The 19686-nt window shown below is 49.2% G+C and carries 18 protein-coding genes; 6 read left to right on the top strand and 12 right to left on the bottom strand.

What is annotated here, in order from left to right; genetic code table 11:
• Window positions 1-58: 58 nt before the first annotated feature.
• The 5 genes from lnt to miaB form a co-directional block, all read right to left on the bottom strand.
• A complete protein-coding gene (gene lnt, locus ACF8PK_RS18715) occupies window positions 59-1594 on the bottom strand; it encodes an apolipoprotein N-acyltransferase (RefSeq protein WP_055467011.1) in 1536 nt (511 codons plus the stop codon).
• 44 nt (window positions 1595-1638) lie between these two features.
• A complete protein-coding gene (corC, locus tag ACF8PK_RS18710) occupies window positions 1639-2514 on the bottom strand; it encodes a CNNM family magnesium/cobalt transport protein CorC (RefSeq protein WP_004723910.1) in 876 nt (291 codons plus the stop codon).
• Window positions 2515-2587: 73 nt separating this feature from the next.
• A complete protein-coding gene (gene ybeY / locus ACF8PK_RS18705; protein WP_004723908.1) occupies window positions 2588-3052 on the bottom strand; it encodes an rRNA maturation RNase YbeY in 465 nt (154 codons plus the stop codon).
• Window positions 3049-4161 carry a PhoH family protein gene (locus ACF8PK_RS18700; RefSeq protein WP_014205561.1) on the bottom strand — a complete coding sequence of 371 codons (1113 nt, stop codon included), beginning with the start codon at window positions 4159-4161 and terminating at the stop codon, window positions 3049-3051. Before ACF8PK_RS18700 ends, ybeY begins: the two co-directional genes overlap by 4 nt.
• A 67-nt stretch (window positions 4162-4228) precedes the next feature.
• Entirely contained in the window at window positions 4229-5653 is a 1425-nt protein-coding gene (miaB, locus tag ACF8PK_RS18695) for a tRNA (N6-isopentenyl adenosine(37)-C2)-methylthiotransferase MiaB (RefSeq protein WP_004723902.1), read from the bottom strand.
• Between the two features lie 296 nt (window positions 5654-5949).
• Here miaB and ACF8PK_RS18690 point away from each other — a divergent pair, with 296 nt between their 5' ends.
• A complete protein-coding gene (locus ACF8PK_RS18690) occupies window positions 5950-7101 on the top strand; it encodes a 2-octaprenyl-3-methyl-6-methoxy-1,4-benzoquinol hydroxylase (RefSeq protein WP_392443299.1) in 1152 nt (383 codons plus the stop codon).
• A 68-nt stretch (window positions 7102-7169) separates the two neighbouring features.
• Here ACF8PK_RS18690 and crr read toward each other — a convergent pair whose 3' ends face one another.
• The 5 genes from crr to cysZ all read right to left on the bottom strand — a co-directional run bounded on the left by crr (window position 7170) and on the right by cysZ (window position 12078).
• Window positions 7170-7679 carry a PTS glucose transporter subunit IIA gene (gene crr / locus ACF8PK_RS18685; RefSeq protein ID WP_014205560.1) on the bottom strand — a complete coding sequence of 170 codons (510 nt, stop codon included), beginning with the start codon at window positions 7677-7679 and terminating at the stop codon, window positions 7170-7172.
• Window positions 7680-7787: 108 nt separating this feature from the next.
• Window positions 7788-9509, bottom strand: a complete 1722-nt coding sequence (gene ptsI, locus ACF8PK_RS18680) for a phosphoenolpyruvate-protein phosphotransferase PtsI (RefSeq protein WP_014205559.1) — start codon at window positions 9507-9509, stop codon at window positions 7788-7790.
• Window positions 9510-9646: 137 nt separating this feature from the next.
• Window positions 9647-9904 (bottom strand): HPr family phosphocarrier protein, encoded by a 258-nt coding sequence (locus tag ACF8PK_RS18675; RefSeq protein WP_014205558.1) that lies wholly within the window; start codon window positions 9902-9904, stop codon window positions 9647-9649.
• Between the two features lie 300 nt (window positions 9905-10204).
• Window positions 10205-11173, bottom strand: coding sequence for a cysteine synthase A (cysK, locus tag ACF8PK_RS18670; protein ID WP_055467013.1), 969 nt, complete (start codon window positions 11171-11173; stop codon window positions 10205-10207).
• Between the two features lie 158 nt (window positions 11174-11331).
• A complete protein-coding gene (gene cysZ, locus ACF8PK_RS18665) occupies window positions 11332-12078 on the bottom strand; it encodes a sulfate transporter CysZ (protein ID WP_154180865.1) in 747 nt (248 codons plus the stop codon).
• 240 nt (window positions 12079-12318) lie between these two features.
• Between cysZ and zipA the strand changes: the two genes are divergently transcribed.
• From zipA to cueR, 5 genes are all read left to right on the top strand, one after another.
• Entirely contained in the window at window positions 12319-13182 is an 864-nt protein-coding gene (gene zipA, locus ACF8PK_RS18660; protein ID WP_208549481.1) for a cell division protein ZipA, read from the top strand.
• 65 nt (window positions 13183-13247) lie between these two features.
• Entirely contained in the window at window positions 13248-15257 is a 2010-nt protein-coding gene (gene ligA / locus ACF8PK_RS18655; protein ID WP_392442981.1) for an NAD-dependent DNA ligase LigA, read from the top strand.
• 486 nt (window positions 15258-15743) lie between these two features.
• Window positions 15744-16844, top strand: a complete 1101-nt coding sequence (gene chiP / locus ACF8PK_RS18650) for a chitoporin (RefSeq protein WP_004726690.1) — start codon at window positions 15744-15746, stop codon at window positions 16842-16844.
• A 101-nt stretch (window positions 16845-16945) separates the two neighbouring features.
• Entirely contained in the window at window positions 16946-17755 is an 810-nt protein-coding gene (locus tag ACF8PK_RS18645) for a DUF2057 family protein (protein ID WP_158165041.1), read from the top strand.
• A gap of 67 nt (window positions 17756-17822) precedes the next feature.
• Window positions 17823-18227: a Cu(I)-responsive transcriptional regulator gene (gene cueR / locus ACF8PK_RS18640; protein WP_038151384.1), complete on the top strand. Its 405-nt coding sequence runs from the start codon at window positions 17823-17825 to the stop codon at window positions 18225-18227.
• A gap of 72 nt (window positions 18228-18299) precedes the next feature.
• Here cueR and ACF8PK_RS18635 read toward each other — a convergent pair whose 3' ends face one another.
• Window positions 18300-18749 (bottom strand): NfeD family protein, encoded by a 450-nt coding sequence (locus ACF8PK_RS18635; RefSeq protein ID WP_143679286.1) that lies wholly within the window; start codon window positions 18747-18749, stop codon window positions 18300-18302.
• Window positions 18746-19675, bottom strand: a complete 930-nt coding sequence (locus tag ACF8PK_RS18630; protein WP_004726686.1) for an SPFH domain-containing protein — start codon at window positions 19673-19675, stop codon at window positions 18746-18748. The genes ACF8PK_RS18635 and ACF8PK_RS18630 overlap by 4 nt, the downstream gene beginning before the upstream one ends.
• Window positions 19676-19686 lie beyond the last annotated feature (11 nt).

Here is a 19686-nt window from a genome sequence, read left to right as displayed (position 1 = left end):
ACAACCACAAAAAAAGAGTCCCAAGGGACTCTTTTTTCATCAGCATGGATGCGTTGACTCATGCCGATGCGGATTGACTCGGGGTGCGACGTTGAATCACCAGCGCGGCAACCAAACCAAACAGCGTCCAGAGATACAGCGGCCAACTGCCCAGTGTGTGATACGGCGTCTGACCTCGTGTTGGCACCATCTCGGCACGTAACACGCCGGTTTCAAACTGCGGTAACTGCGCGGTAATGCGGCCTTGGTAGTCGGTGACCGCCGTCAGGCCATTGTTGGTGGAACGAATCAGCGGTTTGCCTAACTCCAGCGCGCGCATCCGTGCGATTTCCATGTGTTGTAGCGGGCCAATCGAACGACCAAACCAAGCGTCATTTGACAAGGTGAGTAGAAAATCGGTTTCATCGGTGACGTTGGCGCGTACCTGTTCATTGAAGATGATTTCGTAGCACAGTGCCGGTGCCAATGCATGGCCGTTGGCCATGATGTTTGGCTGAACGTAATCCCCTTCGCTGAACGAAGACATGGGCAAGTTAAAGAACGGAGCCAATGGGCGCAGAATGCTTTCAAACGGCACAAATTCGCCAAACGGCAGCAGATGGTGCTTGTGGAAACGTTGCGCTAAATCGTAGTGATAATCGCCGTTTGGTGTTTCGCCGAGCGCCAAGATGCTGTTGAAGTAGCGTTTGTTGTCATCTTGATTGAGGATACCGGTCAGCAACGCGCTGTGGTTCATGCGCGCAGCGGAATCGAGATTACGTAAAAAGGCCGGAATTTCAAATTCAAACGCTGGAATCGCCGCTTCGGGCCAGATGACGATATCGGCATCCCAGTTTTCACGCGTTAGATCGGTGTACTTCATGATGGTGGGCCAGCGTTGGCTGGGTAACCACTTGAGCGCTTGATCGATGTTGCCTTGAATCAAGGCCACCTTGGTGGTGCGCTGTGGTTGAGGGGTCACCCATTGCGCGGCATTCAGGCCGTATCCCACTGCAAACAGCACCGCGGGAATCACCAGCAACAGCACGCTTTTTTTCTGCCACGCCAGCGCCAAACTGCCTGCGCACAGTAGGACGACCAGCGTCAGCAGTTCTACGCCACCAAGTGGTGCGAAGTTAGCCAGTGGGCTGTCGATTTGGCTGTAGCCCAGCCATAGCCACGGAAAGCCCGTCATGACCCAGCCGCGCAGCCAATCGCAAATCAGCCACAGCACCGGTGCCGCCAGCAACAGTTTGCTACGGTTTGAGGTGGGGAAAAATCGATTGAGTGACCAAGCAAACAGGGCTGAGTAAATGGCCAGATAACCAACCAGCAGCGCCATCAAAAACAGGCTGGCAATCTTGGGCATGCCGCCAAAAGTGTCGATGCTGACGTGGACCCAACTGATGCCAAACCCAAACTGACCCAAGCCCCAGGCATACCCGATCCAAGCCGACCGCTTGGCGGATTGACCATGTAACAACAGGAGTAACAGGCATGGGCTGAGAATGGCCAGTGGCCAGATCTGATAGGGAGCAAACGCTAGGGTGGTCAGCGCGCCAACAAAAGCGGCCGCAAGCGGCCGCATGAGGCGATGATTGAAAATATTCGTCATCTGCAACTTTTCTGATGCTCTTACGGCGTAAGAGGGGATTCGAACTACTCTTCGGCGATCTCCGGAAGAGCTTCCATATCGGGAATGGTGACTTGAAGTTGAACCACTCGACGGTTGTCCGCGGCAGTGACTTTAAAATTGTAACGATCAATTTCAACCACTTCACCCCGTGCTGGTAAGTGACCAAATGCGGTCATCACCAATCCGCCCACCGTATCCACTTCTTCATCACTAAAGCGTGTGCCGAAGGTGTTGTTAAACTCTTCGATGGTGGTCAGCGCTTTCACCGCGTAGGTGTGTTTGCTGAGTTTACGGATGTCGAGTTGTTCTTCGTCGTCGAATTCATCTTCGATATCGCCAACGATTTCTTCCAGAATGTCTTCAATGGTCACCAGACCAGAGACACCCCCGAACTCATCTACGACAATCGCCATGTGATATCGTTCCTCACGGAACTCTTTTAACAGGCGATCGACGCGTTTGCTTTCCGGAACCACCACGGCTGGGCGGATCACTTCTTCAATATCGAACGGGGAGCTGTTGGAACCCAAGTATTTAAGTAAGTCCTTCGCAAGCAGAATGCCTTCGACATGGTCTTTGTCTTCGCTGATCACCGGGTAGCGTGAATGCTGAGCATCGGTAATCAGTGCAACCAGCGCGTCCAGATTATCTGTACGTTCGATGGTGACCATCTGAGAGCGTGGGATCATGATATCCCGGACGCGCATCTCAGCAATTTCCATGACCCCTTCCAGCATGTCGCGGGTGTCGTGGTCAATCAGGTCATTGACTTCAGAGTCGCGGATCACATCAACCAGCTCTTGGCGATCCTTGGGTTCTCCCTGAAATAACTGACCTAGGCGTTCAAAGAAGGACTTTCTACTCGGACCGTCAGAATTCTGCGAATTATCTTCGTTCATTGTTTCTCTATTCAATAACGCTATCAGATGTGTGATAGCTCACATGTCAGTTCACGGCACGGTGGTGCGTGAACTAGATTTTCTCCGCTAAATAGGGGTCTTCAAACCCCATCGTTTGCATGATTTCGGTTTCGAGGGACTCCATTTCTTCAGCTTCGTCATCCTCGATATGGTCATAACCTAGCAGATGAAGACTACCATGTACAACCATATGCGCCCAGTGTGCTAGCAGCGGCTTATTTTGTTCAACGGCTTCTCGCTCAACCACTTGACGGCAAATTACCAAGTCGCCCAGCAGGTCCATCTCGATGCCCGGAGGCGCTTCAAATGGGAAAGACAGCACGTTGGTTGACTTGTCTTTGCCGCGATATTCGAGATTGAGTTGATGACTTTCTGGTTCATCAACAATGCGAATGGTCACTTCTGCCTGAGGCTGAAAAGGGACGATGGCCGTTTGCAGCCAAGTGGCAAATTGTTCGCGTGTTGGCAGACCGTCTTCGCTGGCGGCCGCCAGTTGTAAATCGAGTTCAATACTCATGATTCACCCGATTCCTCTAAGGCATTCGTTTGTGGTGCTGTGAATTCGGCTTTTTGCATTTCAAGCAGTTTGGATTCGCGTTCTTCACGGCGACGCTTCTCGTACTCTTTGCGCTCTTTCTGGTCTTGTGCTTCCCATTTTTCGTACGCATTGACGATGCGGGCAACCACAGGGTGGCGCACAACGTCGTCGGCTTGGAAGAAGTTGAAGCTGATTTCATCCACGTCGCTCAGCACTTCAATGGCATGACGCAGGCCTGATTTCGCGCCGCGTGGCAAGTCAATCTGAGTGACGTCACCCGTAATCACGGCACGCGAGTTAAAGCCAATACGCGTCAGGAACATTTTCATCTGTTCGACGGTGGTGTTTTGGCTTTCGTCGAGAATGATGAAAGCATCGTTTAACGTACGACCACGCATGTACGCCAGCGGAGCCACTTCAATCACGTTGCGCTCAATCAGTTTTTCCACACGTTCAAAACCGAGCATTTCAAACAGCGCGTCATACAACGGGCGCAAGTAAGGGTCCACTTTCTGGCTCAGATCTCCGGGCAGGAAGCCCAGTTTTTCACCGGCTTCGACCGCAGGACGAGTCAGCAGAATGCGGCGAATTTCTTGACGCTCCAATGCATCAACAGCTGCGGCAACGGCCAGATACGTTTTACCGGTCCCCGCAGGGCCAATCCCAAAGGTGATGTCGTGCGTCACCATGTTCACCAGGTATTGTGCTTGGTTCGGTGTCCGCGGTTTGATCACGCCTTTTTTGGTTTTGACGAATACTTCTTTGCCATGTGCGATGGCTGATTCGGTGTTCTGTTCCAGTACGCCCGTTTCTTTGATCGCCAAATGAATTTGATCGGGTTCAATATCCGGGATTTGACCGCGCACGGGCGCCGTATCGACGTACAGAGTTTTGATGATCTCAAGCGCAGCGGCGGCAGTATGGGCTTTGCCGACGATGGTAAAATAGTTGCTGCGATGGTTGATTTCAACGCCTAAACGACGTTCTAAATGCTTGATGTTGTCATCGAATGGGCCGCACAGACTGGCTAGACGGCGGTTATCTGAAGGTTCGAGATTGATCTCTAAAGTAACGATTTTATTGCTCAAATTAGCCTCTCAGTGTGTCATCCAGATGCCCGATTTCGACCGGGCATCCATGACAGTTTATACGAGCTTATGGAGTAAAAGTAGCGACTCCCAGCTCATCTTCGCGTCGCGTTTTGGCCATCATTTCCGTTGGGGAAGTGACCACACGTAGGTTCATCTCTTGTTCTGTTCGTACGAGTTCACCACGCAAAGAGTTCGGGAATACATCAACAATGTTCACATCGACGAACTGACCGATGAGTTCGGCCGGTCCTTCAAAGTTTACTACACGGTTGTTTTCTGTACGACCACGAAGTTCCATCAGGTTTTTCTTCGAAGGGCCTTCCACCAAAATACGTTGCTCGGTTCCCATCATCAAGCGCGAGAAACGCATCGCTTGAGCGTTGATTTGCTGTTGCAGTTCGTACAGGCGCTCTTTCTTGGTTTCCTCGGTCAGATCACATGGGTAATCAGCCGCCGGTGTTCCCGGGCGAGGAGAGAAGATAAAGCTAAAGCTCATGTCGAAATCCACATCGCGGATCAGCTTCATGGTGTCTTGGAAGTCTTTATCCGACTCGCCAGGGAAGCCAACGATGAAGTCAGAGCTGATCTGAATGTCTGGGCGCGCTTTACGCAGCTTACGGATGATCGACTTGTACTCGATGCCTGTGTGTGGACGCTTCATCATGGTCAGAATGCGGTCACTGCCGCTTTGAACTGGCAAGTGCAGGAAGCTCACCAATTCTGGCGTGTCTTCGTACACGGCGATGATGTCGTCAGTGAACTCCAGCGGGTGGCTGGTGGTAAAGCGAATGCGGTCGATGCCATCGATTGAGGCCACGAGGCGCAACAATTCTGCAAATGAGCAGATGGTACCATCGTGCATTGGACCCCGGTAAGCGTTCACGTTTTGACCCAGCAGGTTGACTTCACGGACGCCTTGTTCAGCCAGTTGTGCAATTTCAAACAGCACGTCATCCATTGGACGGCTGACTTCTTCACCACGTGTGTACGGCACGACGCAGTATGTGCAGTATTTTGAACAGCCTTCCATAATGGAGACAAAGGCTGTTGGACCTTCTGCGCGTGGTTCCGGCAGACGGTCGAATTTTTCGATTTCCGGGAAAGAAATATCCATCACCGGCGCATCGTCAGATTGTGATTGTTTAATCATTTCTGGCAGACGGTGTAGCGTCTGTGGGCCAAAGATGACGTCGACAAAAGGGGCACGATCACGAATGTGGTCACCTTCTTGAGTGGCCACACAGCCGCCTACGCCGATCACCACGCCTGGCTTTTTGTCTTTCAGTGTTTTCCAACGGCCAAGCTGGTGGAAGACTTTTTCTTGCGCTTTTTCGCGAATCGAACAGGTGTTCAGTAGTAGTACGTCTGCTTCCTCTGGCTCTTCAGTCAGCTCATAGCCGTTTGTAGCGTTAAGCAGGTCGGCCATTTTTGATGAATCGTATTCGTTCATCTGGCAGCCCCAGGTTTTGATTAGCAGTTTTTTACTCATGTTGTTCGCTCGATCGTTAGTTTAAATTAAGGGAGCAAATCGCCCAATGTTTCCAGAATGTCATCGGAAATGGGTTCCTGATGACTAAATTTTAGCCGCCCTCACGGCGGTAAGCGGCGTATTGTACTGCTTTCACTTATCAGTGACCAGTGATCGCACTAAATCTCTTGTAACCATTGTGGCTTCTGGATTTTTACCCTGCTTGGGCCAAGGTTTTTCAACAAAATCGTTCGCAAAAAAAGTCCCGCTACGTACAATAACTTGCGTGTAACTCAGCCAAAACAGAAGTAGTAATGATGAATGATTTTGACATCGTGGTAATTGGTGGCGGCATGGTCGGTGCTGCGGCCGCGATTGGATTTGCTAAACAAGGTCGCCGAGTGGCCGTGGTCGAAGGCTATGAGCCTCAGCCCTATGACCCATCACAACCGATGGATGTGCGTATTTCCGCCATCTCTCAAACGTCGGTGGATTTGTTGACCTCATTGGGCGCTTGGGATGCAATTGTCGCCAAGCGTGTCTGTCCGTATCGTGGTTTGGAAACGTGGGAGCACCCGGAGTGTCGCACACGATTTTCCAGTGAATCGCTGGGGTTGGCGCAATTGGGTTACATGGTGGAAAACCGCTTGATCCAACTGGGGTTGTGGGAACAGTTTGCGAATTACCCCAATGTGACACTGTTTTGTCCCGATACGCTCAAAGACATCACTTTGGGTGAAACCCATGCGGTGACGTTGCAATCGGGCGTGGTTTTGCATTGCGAATGGATTATTGGCGCCGATGGCGCGAATTCACGCGTGCGCGATGTGGCTGGTATTGGCGTCACGGCGTGGGATTATCGTCAGCATTGTATGCTGATTAACGTTGAGACCGAAAAGCCACAACAAGATGTCACTTGGCAGCAGTTCTTTCCTTCGGGTCCGCGTTCTTTCTTGCCGTTGAGCGGCCATCAGGCATCGCTGGTGTGGTATGACGCGCCGCAGCGTATCAAACAGTTGAGCCAAATGAATTCGGTGCAACTCAAACACGAGATTGTCACGCACTTTCCCGCAGAGCTGGGCGATGTCACCGTGCTGCAGCATGGCGCTTTTCCGCTCACACGCCGTCACGCGCAACGTTATGTGCAACATCGCTGTGTTTTGGTTGGCGATTCTGCGCACACCATTAATCCGCTGGCAGGGCAGGGCGTTAACTTGGGGTTCAAAGATGTGGCCGCTTTGTTGGATGTAACGCAAGGGCAAGACGCGCTGACTCTGGCGCAGTTCCAACGCTACGAGCGCTGTCGACGTCCGGACAATCTGTTGATGCAAACGGGGATGGATGTTTTCTATAAAGCGTTTAGCAATGATATGGCACCTTTGAAACTGGTGCGTAATGCAGCATTGAAACTTGCTGAACATGCGGGCCCTGTGAAAGAGCAGGTGCTGCGCTATGCGTTGGGACTATAGCTTGGCGCATCGAACACAAACAAAAAACGCTGCGATATCGCAGCGTTTTTTTATGAATGCAGACTAAATTATTTAGTTACACGCAGAACTGGAGTTTCACCCACTGTCACAGAACCAGACAGTTTGTTCAGCTCTTTGATTTCGTCCATGTTAGAAATAACAACAGGAGTCAGAGTTGATTTCGCTTTCTCTTCCAGCAGAGCCAGATCGAATTCAATGATAGTGTCGCCCACTTTCACTGATTGACCTTCTTCAGCGATACGTTTGAAGCCTTCGCCTTTCAGTTCAACGGTGTCGATACCGAAGTGAACAAAAAGCTCAACGCCATCGTCAGATTCGATTGAGAACGCGTGGTTCGTTTCGAAGATCTTACCGATAGTACCGTTTACAGGAGCTACCATTTTGTTGCCCGCTGGTTTGATAGCGATACCATCACCAACGATTTTCTCAGCAAACACGACATCTGGCACGTCTTCGATGTTTACAATTTCACCGGAAAGTGGTGCGATGATTTCAATTGCACCCGCGTCAGCGCTGTCGTCAGAGACTAGCTTCTTAAGTTTGTCAAACAGACCCATTGTGTCATGCTCCTAACGTTTAGATTTATTCTGTCGAAGTATAGTATACCAATCAAAAACAATAGACGACTACTTTTAGTCGTCTATGTCATTGGTATTCACAGATTATTAAGCTTTTGCTGCGATGAATTTTTCAACGCAAGCTTCAATTTCTGCTGCCGTCGGTAGAGAAAGTGCTTCTTCTGCCATCGCTTTCACTTCAGCGAAGTTAGAGTTACGGATGACTTTCTTCACTTTAGGGATAGAGATGCCGCTCATTGAGAACTCATCTAGGCCCATACCCAACAGGAGAAGGGTTGCGCGCTCATCACCTGCGAGTTCGCCACACATCCCTGTCCATTTGCCTTCTGCGTGTGACGCATCAATCACTTGTTTGATAACTGTCAGCACTGCTGGAGACAGTGGGTTGTACAGGTGCGAAATCATTTCGTTACCGCGGTCGACTGCCAGTGTGTACTGAGTCAAGTCGTTCGTACCGATGGAGAAGAATGACACTTCTTTCGCAAGGTGGTGAGCGATTGCAGCTGCTGCTGGCGTTTCAACCATCACACCGATTTCGATGTTTTCGTCGAATGCCAGACCTTCTGAACGCAGTTCTGCTTTGTACTCTTCGATGGCTGCTTTCAGCGCACGAATTTCTTCAACAGAGATAATCATTGGGAACATGATACGCAGTTTGCCGTGTGCTGATGCACGTAGGATACCACGCAGCTGATCACGTAGAATTTCACGACGATCCAAGCTGATACGTACAGCACGCCAGCCTAGGAACGGGTTCATTTCTTTTGGTAGGTCCATGTATGGCAGATCTTTGTCGCCGCCGATATCCATAGTACGGATAATCACTGCTTGATCGGCCATGGCTTCTGCGACTTCTTTGTACGCTTGGTACTGTTCTTCTTCAGTTGGTAGCGCGTCGCGATCCATGAACAGGAATTCTGTACGGTACAGACCAACGCCTTCACCGCCATTGCGAGTGATGCCGTCACAGTCTTTCACGGTACCGATGTTGCCGCAAACTTCTACACGGTGACCGTCTAGTGTTTCTGCGTGCAGATCTTTCAGTTTTGCCAGCTCTTCTTTTTCTGCAAGGAAAGCTGCTTTCACCGCTTTCGCTTCTTCCAGCGCTTCTGCAGTTGGGTTCACAATGATTTTGTTGTTCATTGCGTCAAGAATCAGCATATCGCCATTCTTCACTTTTGCAGTGATATCGTTGGTACCAACGATCGCTGGCAGTTCCAGAGAACGAGCCATGATTGAAGTGTGAGACGTACGACCGCCGATGTCACATGCAAAACCCAGAACGTAAGTCAGGTTGATTTGCGCTGTTTCAGATGGGGTCAAGTCGTTCGCAACTAGAATCACTTCTTCATTGATGTCGCTGAGAGACACAATGTTGATGCCAAGGGCATTTTTCACGAAACGAGAACCGATATCGCGGATATCTGTTGCACGTTCTTTAAGGTATTCATCGTCCAGAGACTCAAGAGCCATTGCTTGCTCTTCAATCACGGTGTGAATTGCGTTGTCTGCTGTCAGCTTTTCATCTTTGATGAGCGCTAAAATTTCTTCTTCTAGCTCTTCATCTTCAAGCAGCATGATGTGGCCTTCGAAGATGGCTTCTTTTTCTTCACCAAATGTTTCAAGTGCTTTTTGTTTGATCACTTCCAGTTGCGCTGCAGATTTGTTGCGCGCGTCGTAGAAGCGCTGAACTTCAGCGTCAACTTGAGCATCAGAAATGGTGTTAGTGTTTAGGACAATTTCATCTTCTTGAAGTAGTAGTGCTTTACCAATAGCAATACCAGGAGATGCTAGGATGCCTGAAATCATAGCCTTACCTTAAATTGGTCAACTGTAAACGGGAGATAAATGGACGTCGCTAACGATTATTTGTAGCGTATTCTTCGGGTTATTTCCAACAAAGCCACTTTGCAGGGCAAAATGGCTTTGACGAAGGAAGAACCGAATTAGTGAAGTTGGTCCATTAGAGCAACGAGGTGATCAACCGCTTCTTTCGCTTGCGCACCTTCTGCTGAGATAGTCACTACAGTGCCTTTAACTAGGCCTAGAGTTTGAAGTTTGAATAGGCTTTTTGCACTAGCGCTTTTACCGTTAGAAGTCACAGTGATGTCCGCGTCGAATGCTTTTGCTTCTTTAACGAACTGTGCAGCTGGACGAGTGTGAAGACCGTTTTCTGCAGTGATTTCTACTTGCTTCTCGTACATGTTTTATACCCCAATTAATTTATTTTTTGTAAGTTTGTTAACCAGAATTAGCTTAACCGCAACCGCTCGTTTCTGCTAGTTCAGTAACGGGCTTTTCGTGTCAGAACTGATACTGATCTAAAAATAATCAATCGCTTTCATACGCAACTGCGAACGTGAGCCATCGAATCTAATCTTGTCCGCTTCTTTATTTTGAAGCTAGAAATAAAACATGCCTGATATTACCAAAGGTGAGGCTAGGATCAACAAAAAAGCCCCTGTATGGGGCTTTTTTAAACGAAAAATTGATTTCACCACAGGTTACTGTTGGTTTTCTTTCTCAGTAAAAATGCCGGCAAACAGCGCGGTACTCAAGTAACGTTCACCTGAACTTGGCAGGATAGTTACGATAGTTTTTCCTTCAAATTCAGGAAGTTCTGCAAGACGGTTTGCGGCAACGACGGCAGCGCCAGATGAGATGCCAGCCAGGATGCCTTCTTCTTCCATCAGGCGACGAGCCATTTCAATTGCTTCATCGGACGTAACGGTTTCTACGCGGTCAATCAGCTCTAAATCAAGGTTGCCAGGGATGAAACCTGCACCGATGCCCTGAATTTTGTGTGGCGCCGGTTTAATTTCGTCGCCAGCCAGTGCTTGGCTGATGACTGGAGATTCTGCTGGTTCAACCGCCACAGAGACAATGGCTTTGCCTTTTTCGCCTTTGATGTAACGGCTTGTGCCCGTCAGCGTACCACCAGTACCGACACCGGCAACGAAAACGTCCACTTGGCCATCGGTAGCATCCCAAATTTCAGGACCGGTGGTTTTTTCGTGAATCGCTGGGTTGGCAGGGTTGTCGAACTGTTGAAGTAGTAGGTATTTTTCTGGGTTGCTTGCGACGATTTCTTCTGCTTTTGAAATGGCGCCCTTCATCCCTTTTGCCGCTTCTGTCAGCACAAGGTTCGCGCCCAGCGCTTTCAGCAGTTTACGACGTTCAAGGCTCATGGACTCCGGCATGGTTAGCGTGAGTTTGTAACCGCGCGCTGCAGCAACGAAGGCGAGTGCAATACCGGTGTTACCACTGGTTGGCTCAACAAGTTCGATACCTGGTTTTAGTTTGCCTTGTTTTTCAGCATCCCAAATCATGTTGGCGCCGATACGGCATTTCACGCTGAAGCTAGGGTTACGTGCTTCGATTTTTGCTAGGACTTTGCCTTTGCTGACTTTGTTCAGGCGAACCAGTGGTGTGTTACCAATGGTTAAAGAGTTGTCTTCGTAAATTTTGCTCATTGTGATGTTCCTTCATTACGCACGTTTTGGTATCGATAAAGCGATACATTAGTGGATACCGATAGAGCATATGTGCTCGGTGAAAAAGGTAAAAGGATTAAAAAGTTATAACTTATAGGTATTGAAATAGATTTCAGCAACTTGCGCTGCTGAAATGCCTATCGGCTCACATATTGCCCTCTGAATTCGTGGACCCACATGGCAGTTGCTCCACACACGGCAACAGGCATCACAAACAGGTTGATGATGGGAATGGTGGTCAACACAGACACCAACATGCCGAAGGTGTACGCTTTCCCCTGTTTTTGTTTCAAACTGTTACGCATGTCGTTGAAGCTGACTTTATGGTTGTCGAACGGGTAGTCACAATATTGAATGGCTAACATCCAAGCGGTGAAAATAAACCACAGAATCGGACCTAACGTTTGACCGAGCGCGGGGATCAGCAGCAGGATAAACAGACCAATGGCTTTTGGCAGTACGTAAACCAGCTTGCGCCATTCACGTGACATGATTCTTGGCACGTCTTTCACCACGGCCATTACGCCATCATCATTAACTTTTTGCCCGGTGAGTTTTTCTTCTACTTTTTCGGCGAGGAGGCCATTGAACGGCGCTGCAATGAAGTTAGCGAGGGTACTGAAAAAGTAGGAGAAAGTGGCCAAAATCGTGATGACCAACAAGGGCCATAAGAGATAACTGAGCCAAGATAGCCAGTCGGGAATCTGTCCCATCCAGTTGTTGATCCAGCTATCAAGGTGTGAAAACAGGTAGTAAAGCGCGCCACCAACCAACAGAATGTTGGCCAGTAAGGGCATCAGGACAAATCGGCGAATTCCGGGGGATACGGCGATATCGAACCCGTAAAAAAAGTAGCCTAAGCCTGAGCGTGGTTGAGCTTGCATAGTATATTCCGTGAGCAATGGGCTGATTGAACTTAAGTGATTGTCTATTGTATCGAAGCCATTGAGGAATAAAAGCGTGGTAAAAATCACATCATAAGCGCAACTTCTAACATTAAGTTGTTCTAAATAGGGTAAGACTTTTGGTAAAGTAGCCGGATAAGCCGATAAAACCTACCTTGGCAAACGTCACGACAAGCGTTGAAGCTCAGACATCAAAAATCGAGAAACTGAGAGTTTAAGATGCAGGAATTGCGATTCGTACTCATTATTGTTGGCGCGCTAGCGATAGCCGCTTTGCTATTTCATGGTCTGTGGACCAGTAAAAAAGAAGGGAAATCTAAGTTTGGTGATAAACCGCTGGGTCGAATAGACGTTGAACGGGAAGAGGATGAGGTCACGACTTCACGCGCATTTGCGCCAGAAGACGATTACGAAATTATTCGCAAAGATCGTAAAGAACCCGACTTCGGCCTGAACGAGTCTCCAGAAGTGGATCCGCTGATTGCCGGCTATGAAACGCCGGTTGCTGAAGAACCCGTCGTTCAAGTGGATGAACGCGAAGTGGATGATGTCCCTGCGTTTTCGGCGGTGAAAGATGAAGCACCGCAGCACGATGTTGTGGAAGAGGCGAACGTTGAGCCACCGCAAGCAGCGGTAGCACAAGAGCCAGCAGAAGATGAAATGCAGGTGATTGTGCTCAATGTACACTGTGCAGGCAATGAGCCGTTTGTGGGCACGAAGTTATTTGATAGCTTGCAACAAAACGGCTTGTTGTACGGTGAAATGGATATCTTCCATCGTCATTCGGATCTATCGGGCACTGGCAAAGTGTTGTTCAGTGTGGCGAATATGATGCATCCGGGGACGCTAAAGCACGACGATCCGGCAGACTTCACCACCAAAGGCATTTCTTTCTTTATGACTTTGCCATGTTTCGGTGAACCCGATCAGAACTTCAAGATGATGCTCAGAACCGCTCAGCAAGTGGCTGACGATTTAGGGGCCAATGTGCTGGATGATGCACGTAACTTGATGACGCCTGATCGCCTTGCGGCATACCGAAAGCAGATCACCGATTTTCGCGCCAAAAAAGCACACGCGTAATAAAATTGATTTAACAAAGGCTCCATGTCGGAGCCTTTTTTCTTGATTCGAGAGATACACCAACCATGCAAAACGTAGAGCAACGATTAACCGAACTCAAAGATACACTGCATTACCATGCGATACGTTACTACGTCGAAGACGACCCTACGATTCCTGATGCGGAATATGACCGTTTGATGCGTGAATTACTGGACTTAGAAGCGCAACATCCAGAGCTGGTGACGCCGGACTCACCAAGCCAGCGCGTCGGCGGTGCACCGCTGGCCGGTTTCGAACAAGTGACGCATGAAATCCCCATGTTATCGCTGGACAACGCGTTTGATGATGATGAATTGAACAGCTTCCATCGCCGCATGGGCGATCGCGTTTTGGCGGCGAAAACGGCTAAGTTTTGCTGTGAGCCGAAATTGGATGGTCTCGCGGTCAGCTTACTGTATGTGGATGGTGTCCTTGTGCAGGCGGCAACACGTGGCGATGGCACCACGGGTGAAAATATCACTGAGAACGTGCGTACCATCAAATCGATTCCGTTGCGGTTGCAAGGCACCGGTTGGCCGACGCGTATTGAAGTGCGTGGTGAAGTTTTCATGCCCAAAGCTGGGTTTGAGAAAATGAATGCGGAAGCGCTCAAAAAAGGCGAAAAAGTGTTTGTGAACCCACGAAATGCCGCGGCAGGCAGCCTGCGCCAGTTGGATTCTCGTATCACTGCGAAACGCCCGTTAGCGTTCTATGCCTACAGCGTGGGTGTGATTCAAGGCGGCACACTGGTCGGTAGCCATTATGAGCGTTTCTTACAGCTGAAAGGCTGGGGGCTTCCGATGAGCCCAGAGACAAAACGCGTTGAATCTCTAGACGAGGTAAAAGCGTATTACCAAGACATCATGACGCGTCGCAGCGAACTGCCGTATGAAATTGATGGCGTGGTGATCAAAGTGGATGACATTGCGCTGCAAGAACAACTGGGCTTTGTGGCGCGTGCGCCGCGTTGGGCGATCGCTTACAAATTCCCCGCACAAGAAGAGATGACGGTGCTCAATGATGTGGAATTTCAGGTGGGTCGTACTGGCGCCATCACGCCGGTGGCCAAACTCGAACCCGTGTTTGTTGGTGGGGTCACCGTCAGCAATGCGACACTGCACAATGCGGATGAAATTGAGCGTTTGGGCGTAAAAATCGGTGATACGGTGGTGATCCGCCGTGCTGGTGATGTCATTCCGCAGATCGTTTCTGTCGTCAATGAACTGCGCCCGGAGACCGCGCGTGAGATTCTTTTTCCAGCACAGTGTCCAGTTTGCCAATCGGATGTTGAACGGGTCGAAGGCGAAGCTGTCGCGCGTTGTAGTGGTGGATTGGTGTGTCAGGCGCAGCGCAAAGAAGCCCTGAAGCATTTTGTTTCTCGAAAAGCCCTGGATGTGGATGGGTTGGGAGACAAAGTGATTGAACAACTGGTGGACAAAGAGATGGTGTCGACGCCGGCGGATTTGTTCCGATTACGTGCTGGTGAGCTGACGGTTTTGGAGCGTATGGGGCCGAAATCGGCGCAGAATATTGTCAATGCGCTAAACACTGCAAAAGCCACCACATTGCCGCGCTTCTTATATTCTTTGGGGATTCGTGAGGTTGGGGAAGCCACGGCGATGAACTTAGCACACCATTTTCTAACGCTGGATGCCATTCGCGAAGCGACGATTGAACAACTGATAGAAGTGCCAGATGTGGGCACCATCGTGGCCAGTCATGTTCATGCTTTTTTTGCGCAAGAACGGAACCAAAAAGTTGTCGAAGAGCTGATCGCTCTGGGAATTCACTGGCAGGCGATAGCGCCTAAAACAGACGATGAACCACAACCACTGGCGGGGAAAGTCGTGGTGTTGACCGGAACGTTGTCTCAGCTTTCACGGAGTGATGCGAAGGCTGCGTTACAAGCACTGGGTGCCAAAGTGACTGGCAGCGTTTCCAAAAATACGGACATTTTGTTTGCGGGGGAAGCTGCTGGCTCGAAACTCGCTAAAGCGCAAGAGCTGGGGATTGAAATTCGCGATGAACAAGATTTGATTGCGATGATCCGCTGAACAATTTTACATCATTGTATGAACCCCAGGTCGTGAGGCTTGGGGTTTTTTATTAAGGAGAAATAACTAATCTATATCGAATGAATTTGATTCATTTTTCTCACGCCTGAATGCAGCAATATCTCATCTTGTCATCTTCATTGTCGCATCAATGCGACGCACTTCAATAAAATTAACTTTTCTGAAATTTTAAGTCATTGATTTAACTTGATTTATTTTGGTTCGTAAAAATAAAAATAAGATTTAGATCTTGATCACTTACTGGAGCAAAGTTTGTCGTGGCTCATATTTTTTTAGTCGAAAATTAAGTTCTCGTTGATGTTTTACTCGGTGAAGTTAGTCTTATCACCATGGATACACCCAGTGTATGCAGATACTTGAGAGACTCGGATTGAGACTCTGGTAAGGAAATTTGACTTCCCCTCGGCGGCCAACTTTGGGGGAGAAAATGACAAAACAGCTATATCTATTTTTTAGGAGTTTTCCATGGACAAAATGTTTAAACGCACTGTAATCGGTGCGGCAGTTGCTCTTGCTTCTACTGGTCTGATGGCTAAAGAAGTTGGTGTGAACTCTGACTTTAACGTTGATGTTTACGGTGTGGCAGCAATGTCGGTTGTGAACTACAACACAACAGACAATCGTGATGATAGTTCAGGTTATGTGTTAGAAAACGAATCTCGTATCGGTTTCCGTGCACACAAAGAGATGTTTGAAAACTTTACAGTAACCATGCAGATCGAATCTGGTTATGTTGATAGTACTGACTGGGGCCACGGCGGCGTATCTGGCGGTGTGCTAGGTTTCCGTGATACTTACATCGGCGCTTCAGGCGATTGGGGTAACGTTCGTGTTGGTCGTGTTCTGACTCCTTTATACGAAATCGTTGACTGGCCTTTCTCTAACCCAGGTCTGGGTGCAGCCTTTGACTGGGGCGGTATCAACGCTCACTACGATCGTCAATCAAACCAAATTCGCTACGATTCACCTAAATTTGGTGGCTTCTCATTTGCGGCATCGGTTGGTCGTGATGACAATGACAACGGCGGCGGTGCAGCAACTCGTGATGCAAACTTCTTTGGTGCCAATGCTCGTTACAGCTTCGAAAAAATCACGCTTTTGGGTGCAGTTGAATCCGGTACGCGTGTGGTTGCAGAGACAGGTGGTGACTGGGAACTTGATAATACAGGGACTGCCGTTCAAAACCCAGTTGTTGCCGGTTACGATGACGACACCTTTGCTTACCTAGTTGGTTTTGAAGCGAGCCTACCTGCAGGCTTTGGTCTGGCAGCGGCATTTAAAGGTGAAGAACTAGACAACGGCATTCGTAAGCACAAGCAAGATTCATTCTCTATCGTGGGTCAATACTGGAATGGTCCTCTTGGGATCAAAATCGGTTATGCCGCGAACCTAGATTCTAAAATCGATGGCGTAAAACAGGATGATGCAAACAACATTCTGTCTGGTCAGGTGATGGGTGTGATTAACGGTTTCGTTCCTTACGTACGTGTTGCCGCTCGCTCTGACTTCACTTCAGACAAAGACACTGATATCGTGACTCGCGTAGGTCTAGAGTACGGTTTCTAATTCGTATTTTGTCTCACACTGATAAAACGCTGGCTCATGCCAGCGTTTTCATCACAAAAATTTTAATTCAGTGCTGACTAAACATAAGGTTGTAGATAATTATGCGTAAATTATTACTTGTCGCTGCTCCATTCATTCTTTCGGCCTGTTCAGCTTTGGATTCCAGCAGCAATTTTGATGATGTCGTTGATTCGGTGAATCAGCGATACAATTTTGTTCAGGTTAAAAGTAAATCATACACACCAGCGACACAGGCGATTAAAGGACCGGATGTGGTTCAGGCGTCGGTCGCTATCGTGGCAAATTACCCACGTCTTGAGCAAAAGGCGCCTGAGACGTTTGTTTATGTCGAAGTCACGACGTTTGAATCATACGATGAATACGCGTCCGTATTGTTCAATGGCCAGACGCAAAAGCTGCGCGTGGACCAACCTTCCAAAAGTATGTGCTCTGAGCACTGCGTGGTGACACAATATATCAGCTTCCCTATTTCCAATGATGATCTTGCAACCAGCGCTGATCTGCAATTCGAACTGCGCTCAGGCGCCTCTCGCGTCGTGACGGGTTTTACGATCGCGTCTGGATATGTGAATGCCGTGCAGCGTGAAGCACAGCTACAAGGCTCGTTAAACCAAGTGGCGCCACAAGCGACCGTGCAAGTTGCTACACCAGCCCCTGTGGTCGTGGCAGCACCAGTCAGCAAGCCAGAAGAAATGGTGCAATACTGGTTCAATGAAGGCTCCGATGCAGAACGCAAGCAGTTTGCCGACTGGGCGTTTAGCAACCGTGCTGAAGTGAAGCAAGCCATGAATAGCGAAAGCAAAGCGTTGGAGATGATGGCTTATTGGTACGAAAAAGCAGATAAAACCCAGAAAGCGGGTATTTTGTCTTGGTTGATCAGCCAAGAATAATTGCCAACGAAGTCAAGAAGAGGCATGGTGTTGACCATGCCTTTTTTATTGTCGAGAGAAAGCAATGATGAACATTAGTGAAGTGGCCAAACGCACTGGATTGACAGCGAAATCGGTCCGTCTTTATGAAGAGAAGGGATTGATACAACCGCCGCTGCGTTCAGAGAATGGTTACCGCAACTATGGTCAGAGTCATGTCGATGATTTGTTATTGATTGCCCGCTGCAAGCGTGTCGGTTTTACGCTCGATGAGTGCAAAGCGATGTTGGCATTGGCCAATGATCCGGAGCGCAGTAGCTCGGCTGTCAAAGAGCGAGCGCAGGTGAAATTGAAGCAAGTGACACTCAAATTGCAGGAATTAACGCTGATTAAAGAGCAACTGGAAGCGTGGATTCGAGAATGCCCTGGTGATGAAAATAGTGAATGTCCGATCATTGATGATTTGAAAGGGCACTGTTGCCACCATTCATGACAAAAGGCCCAGTGGGCCTTTTGTTTTTTTGCGTGTTGACTCGTCTCTGTACAACGTCGAGCACTGGTGCTTCTATTTCGGTTTGACCTTAAGAATCGTGCCATCCACATCGACCACCACCACACGCTGGCCGGCTTCAAGGGCCTGTTCACATTCAGCAATCCACGTGGTATCGCCCAATGGCAGGCGAAATTGACCGGCTGGCACAGCATCGGAGACGGTTGCACTTTGACCGATCAGTTGCTTTTGCTTTTGATTTAGGTTTCGCTGCGCATCTCCTTGTGTATCACGGCTGAGTTGACGGCGCCACCAAAGCCAAGTGGTGACCAGCGAGAATGCGGCAAACGCCGACCATTGCAGCTGCCAACTGATCGGAATCCAAATTAAAAGTGCACTCACCAGCAGGGCGGAAAGCCCAAGCCATAAGCAGTAACCTGCCGTGCCCAGTAGCTCTGCGGCAAGCAGTGCGAGCCCAAGCGCGAGCCAATGCCAGTGGTTCAATGCCAATATCCAGTCGATCAATGGTCCACCTTCTTCGTGTTGGTTTGTTTAAACATTTCTGCAATCCCGGCCACCGATCCCATTAATCCGGTGGCTTCTAGCGGGAGCATGATGATTTTTCCATTTTCTGCCTGCCCGATGGACTTCAACGCATCGGTGTAACCTTGAGCAATAAAGTAATTCACGGCTTGCATGTCACCTTTGGCGATGGCATTGGACACCATCTCTGTCGCTTTTGCTTCCGCTTCGGCGGCACGTTCGCGCGCTTCAGCTTGCAAAATCGCGGCTTGTTTTTCACCTTCAGCACGCAGGATTTCTGACTGCTTTTGTCCCTCGGCACGGAGAATTTCTGCTTGGCGAACCCCTTCTGCGGCCAAAATTGAGGCGCGTTTTTCACGTTCGGCTTTCATTTGGGCATTCATGGCGGAGGTGAGGTCTGCGGGGGGCTGTACATCTTTGATTTCAATCCGAGTGACTTTGACCCCCCAAGGATTGGTCGCTTGGTCGACAATCGATAGAAGCTTGGTATTGATCATGTCACGTTGGCTGAGCATCTCATCAAGCTCCATGGACCCCAAAACGGTCCGCATGTTGGTCAAGGTCAGATTACGAATGGCGTTTTCCAAATCGTTCACTTCATATGCTGCTTTGGCGGCATCAATCACTTGCACAAAACAGACTGCATCGATGACCACATTGGCATTGTCTTTACTGATGACTTCTTGAGCGGGAATGTCGAGGACACGTTCCATCATGTTGATCTTTTTACCGACGCGATCGATAAACGGCATGATGACATTCAGGCCCGGCTTGAGTGAGTGGGTGTAGCGTCCAAATCGCTCCACGGTCCAGTTGTTCCCTTGGGGGACGGTCTTCACGGCGGAGGCGATGAACGCGATCACCACGAAGACAAAAATACCGATTGCGACGAATGAATCTACGGCCATGACGTTTCCTT

The organism is Vibrio sp. CJQ_6, from assembly GCF_043106745.1.
Lineage (GTDB): Bacteria > Pseudomonadota > Gammaproteobacteria > Enterobacterales > Vibrionaceae > Vibrio > Vibrio furnissii.
The sequence above is the reverse complement of the archived record's forward strand: the minus strand, read 5'-3'. Positions and strand labels throughout refer to the sequence as shown.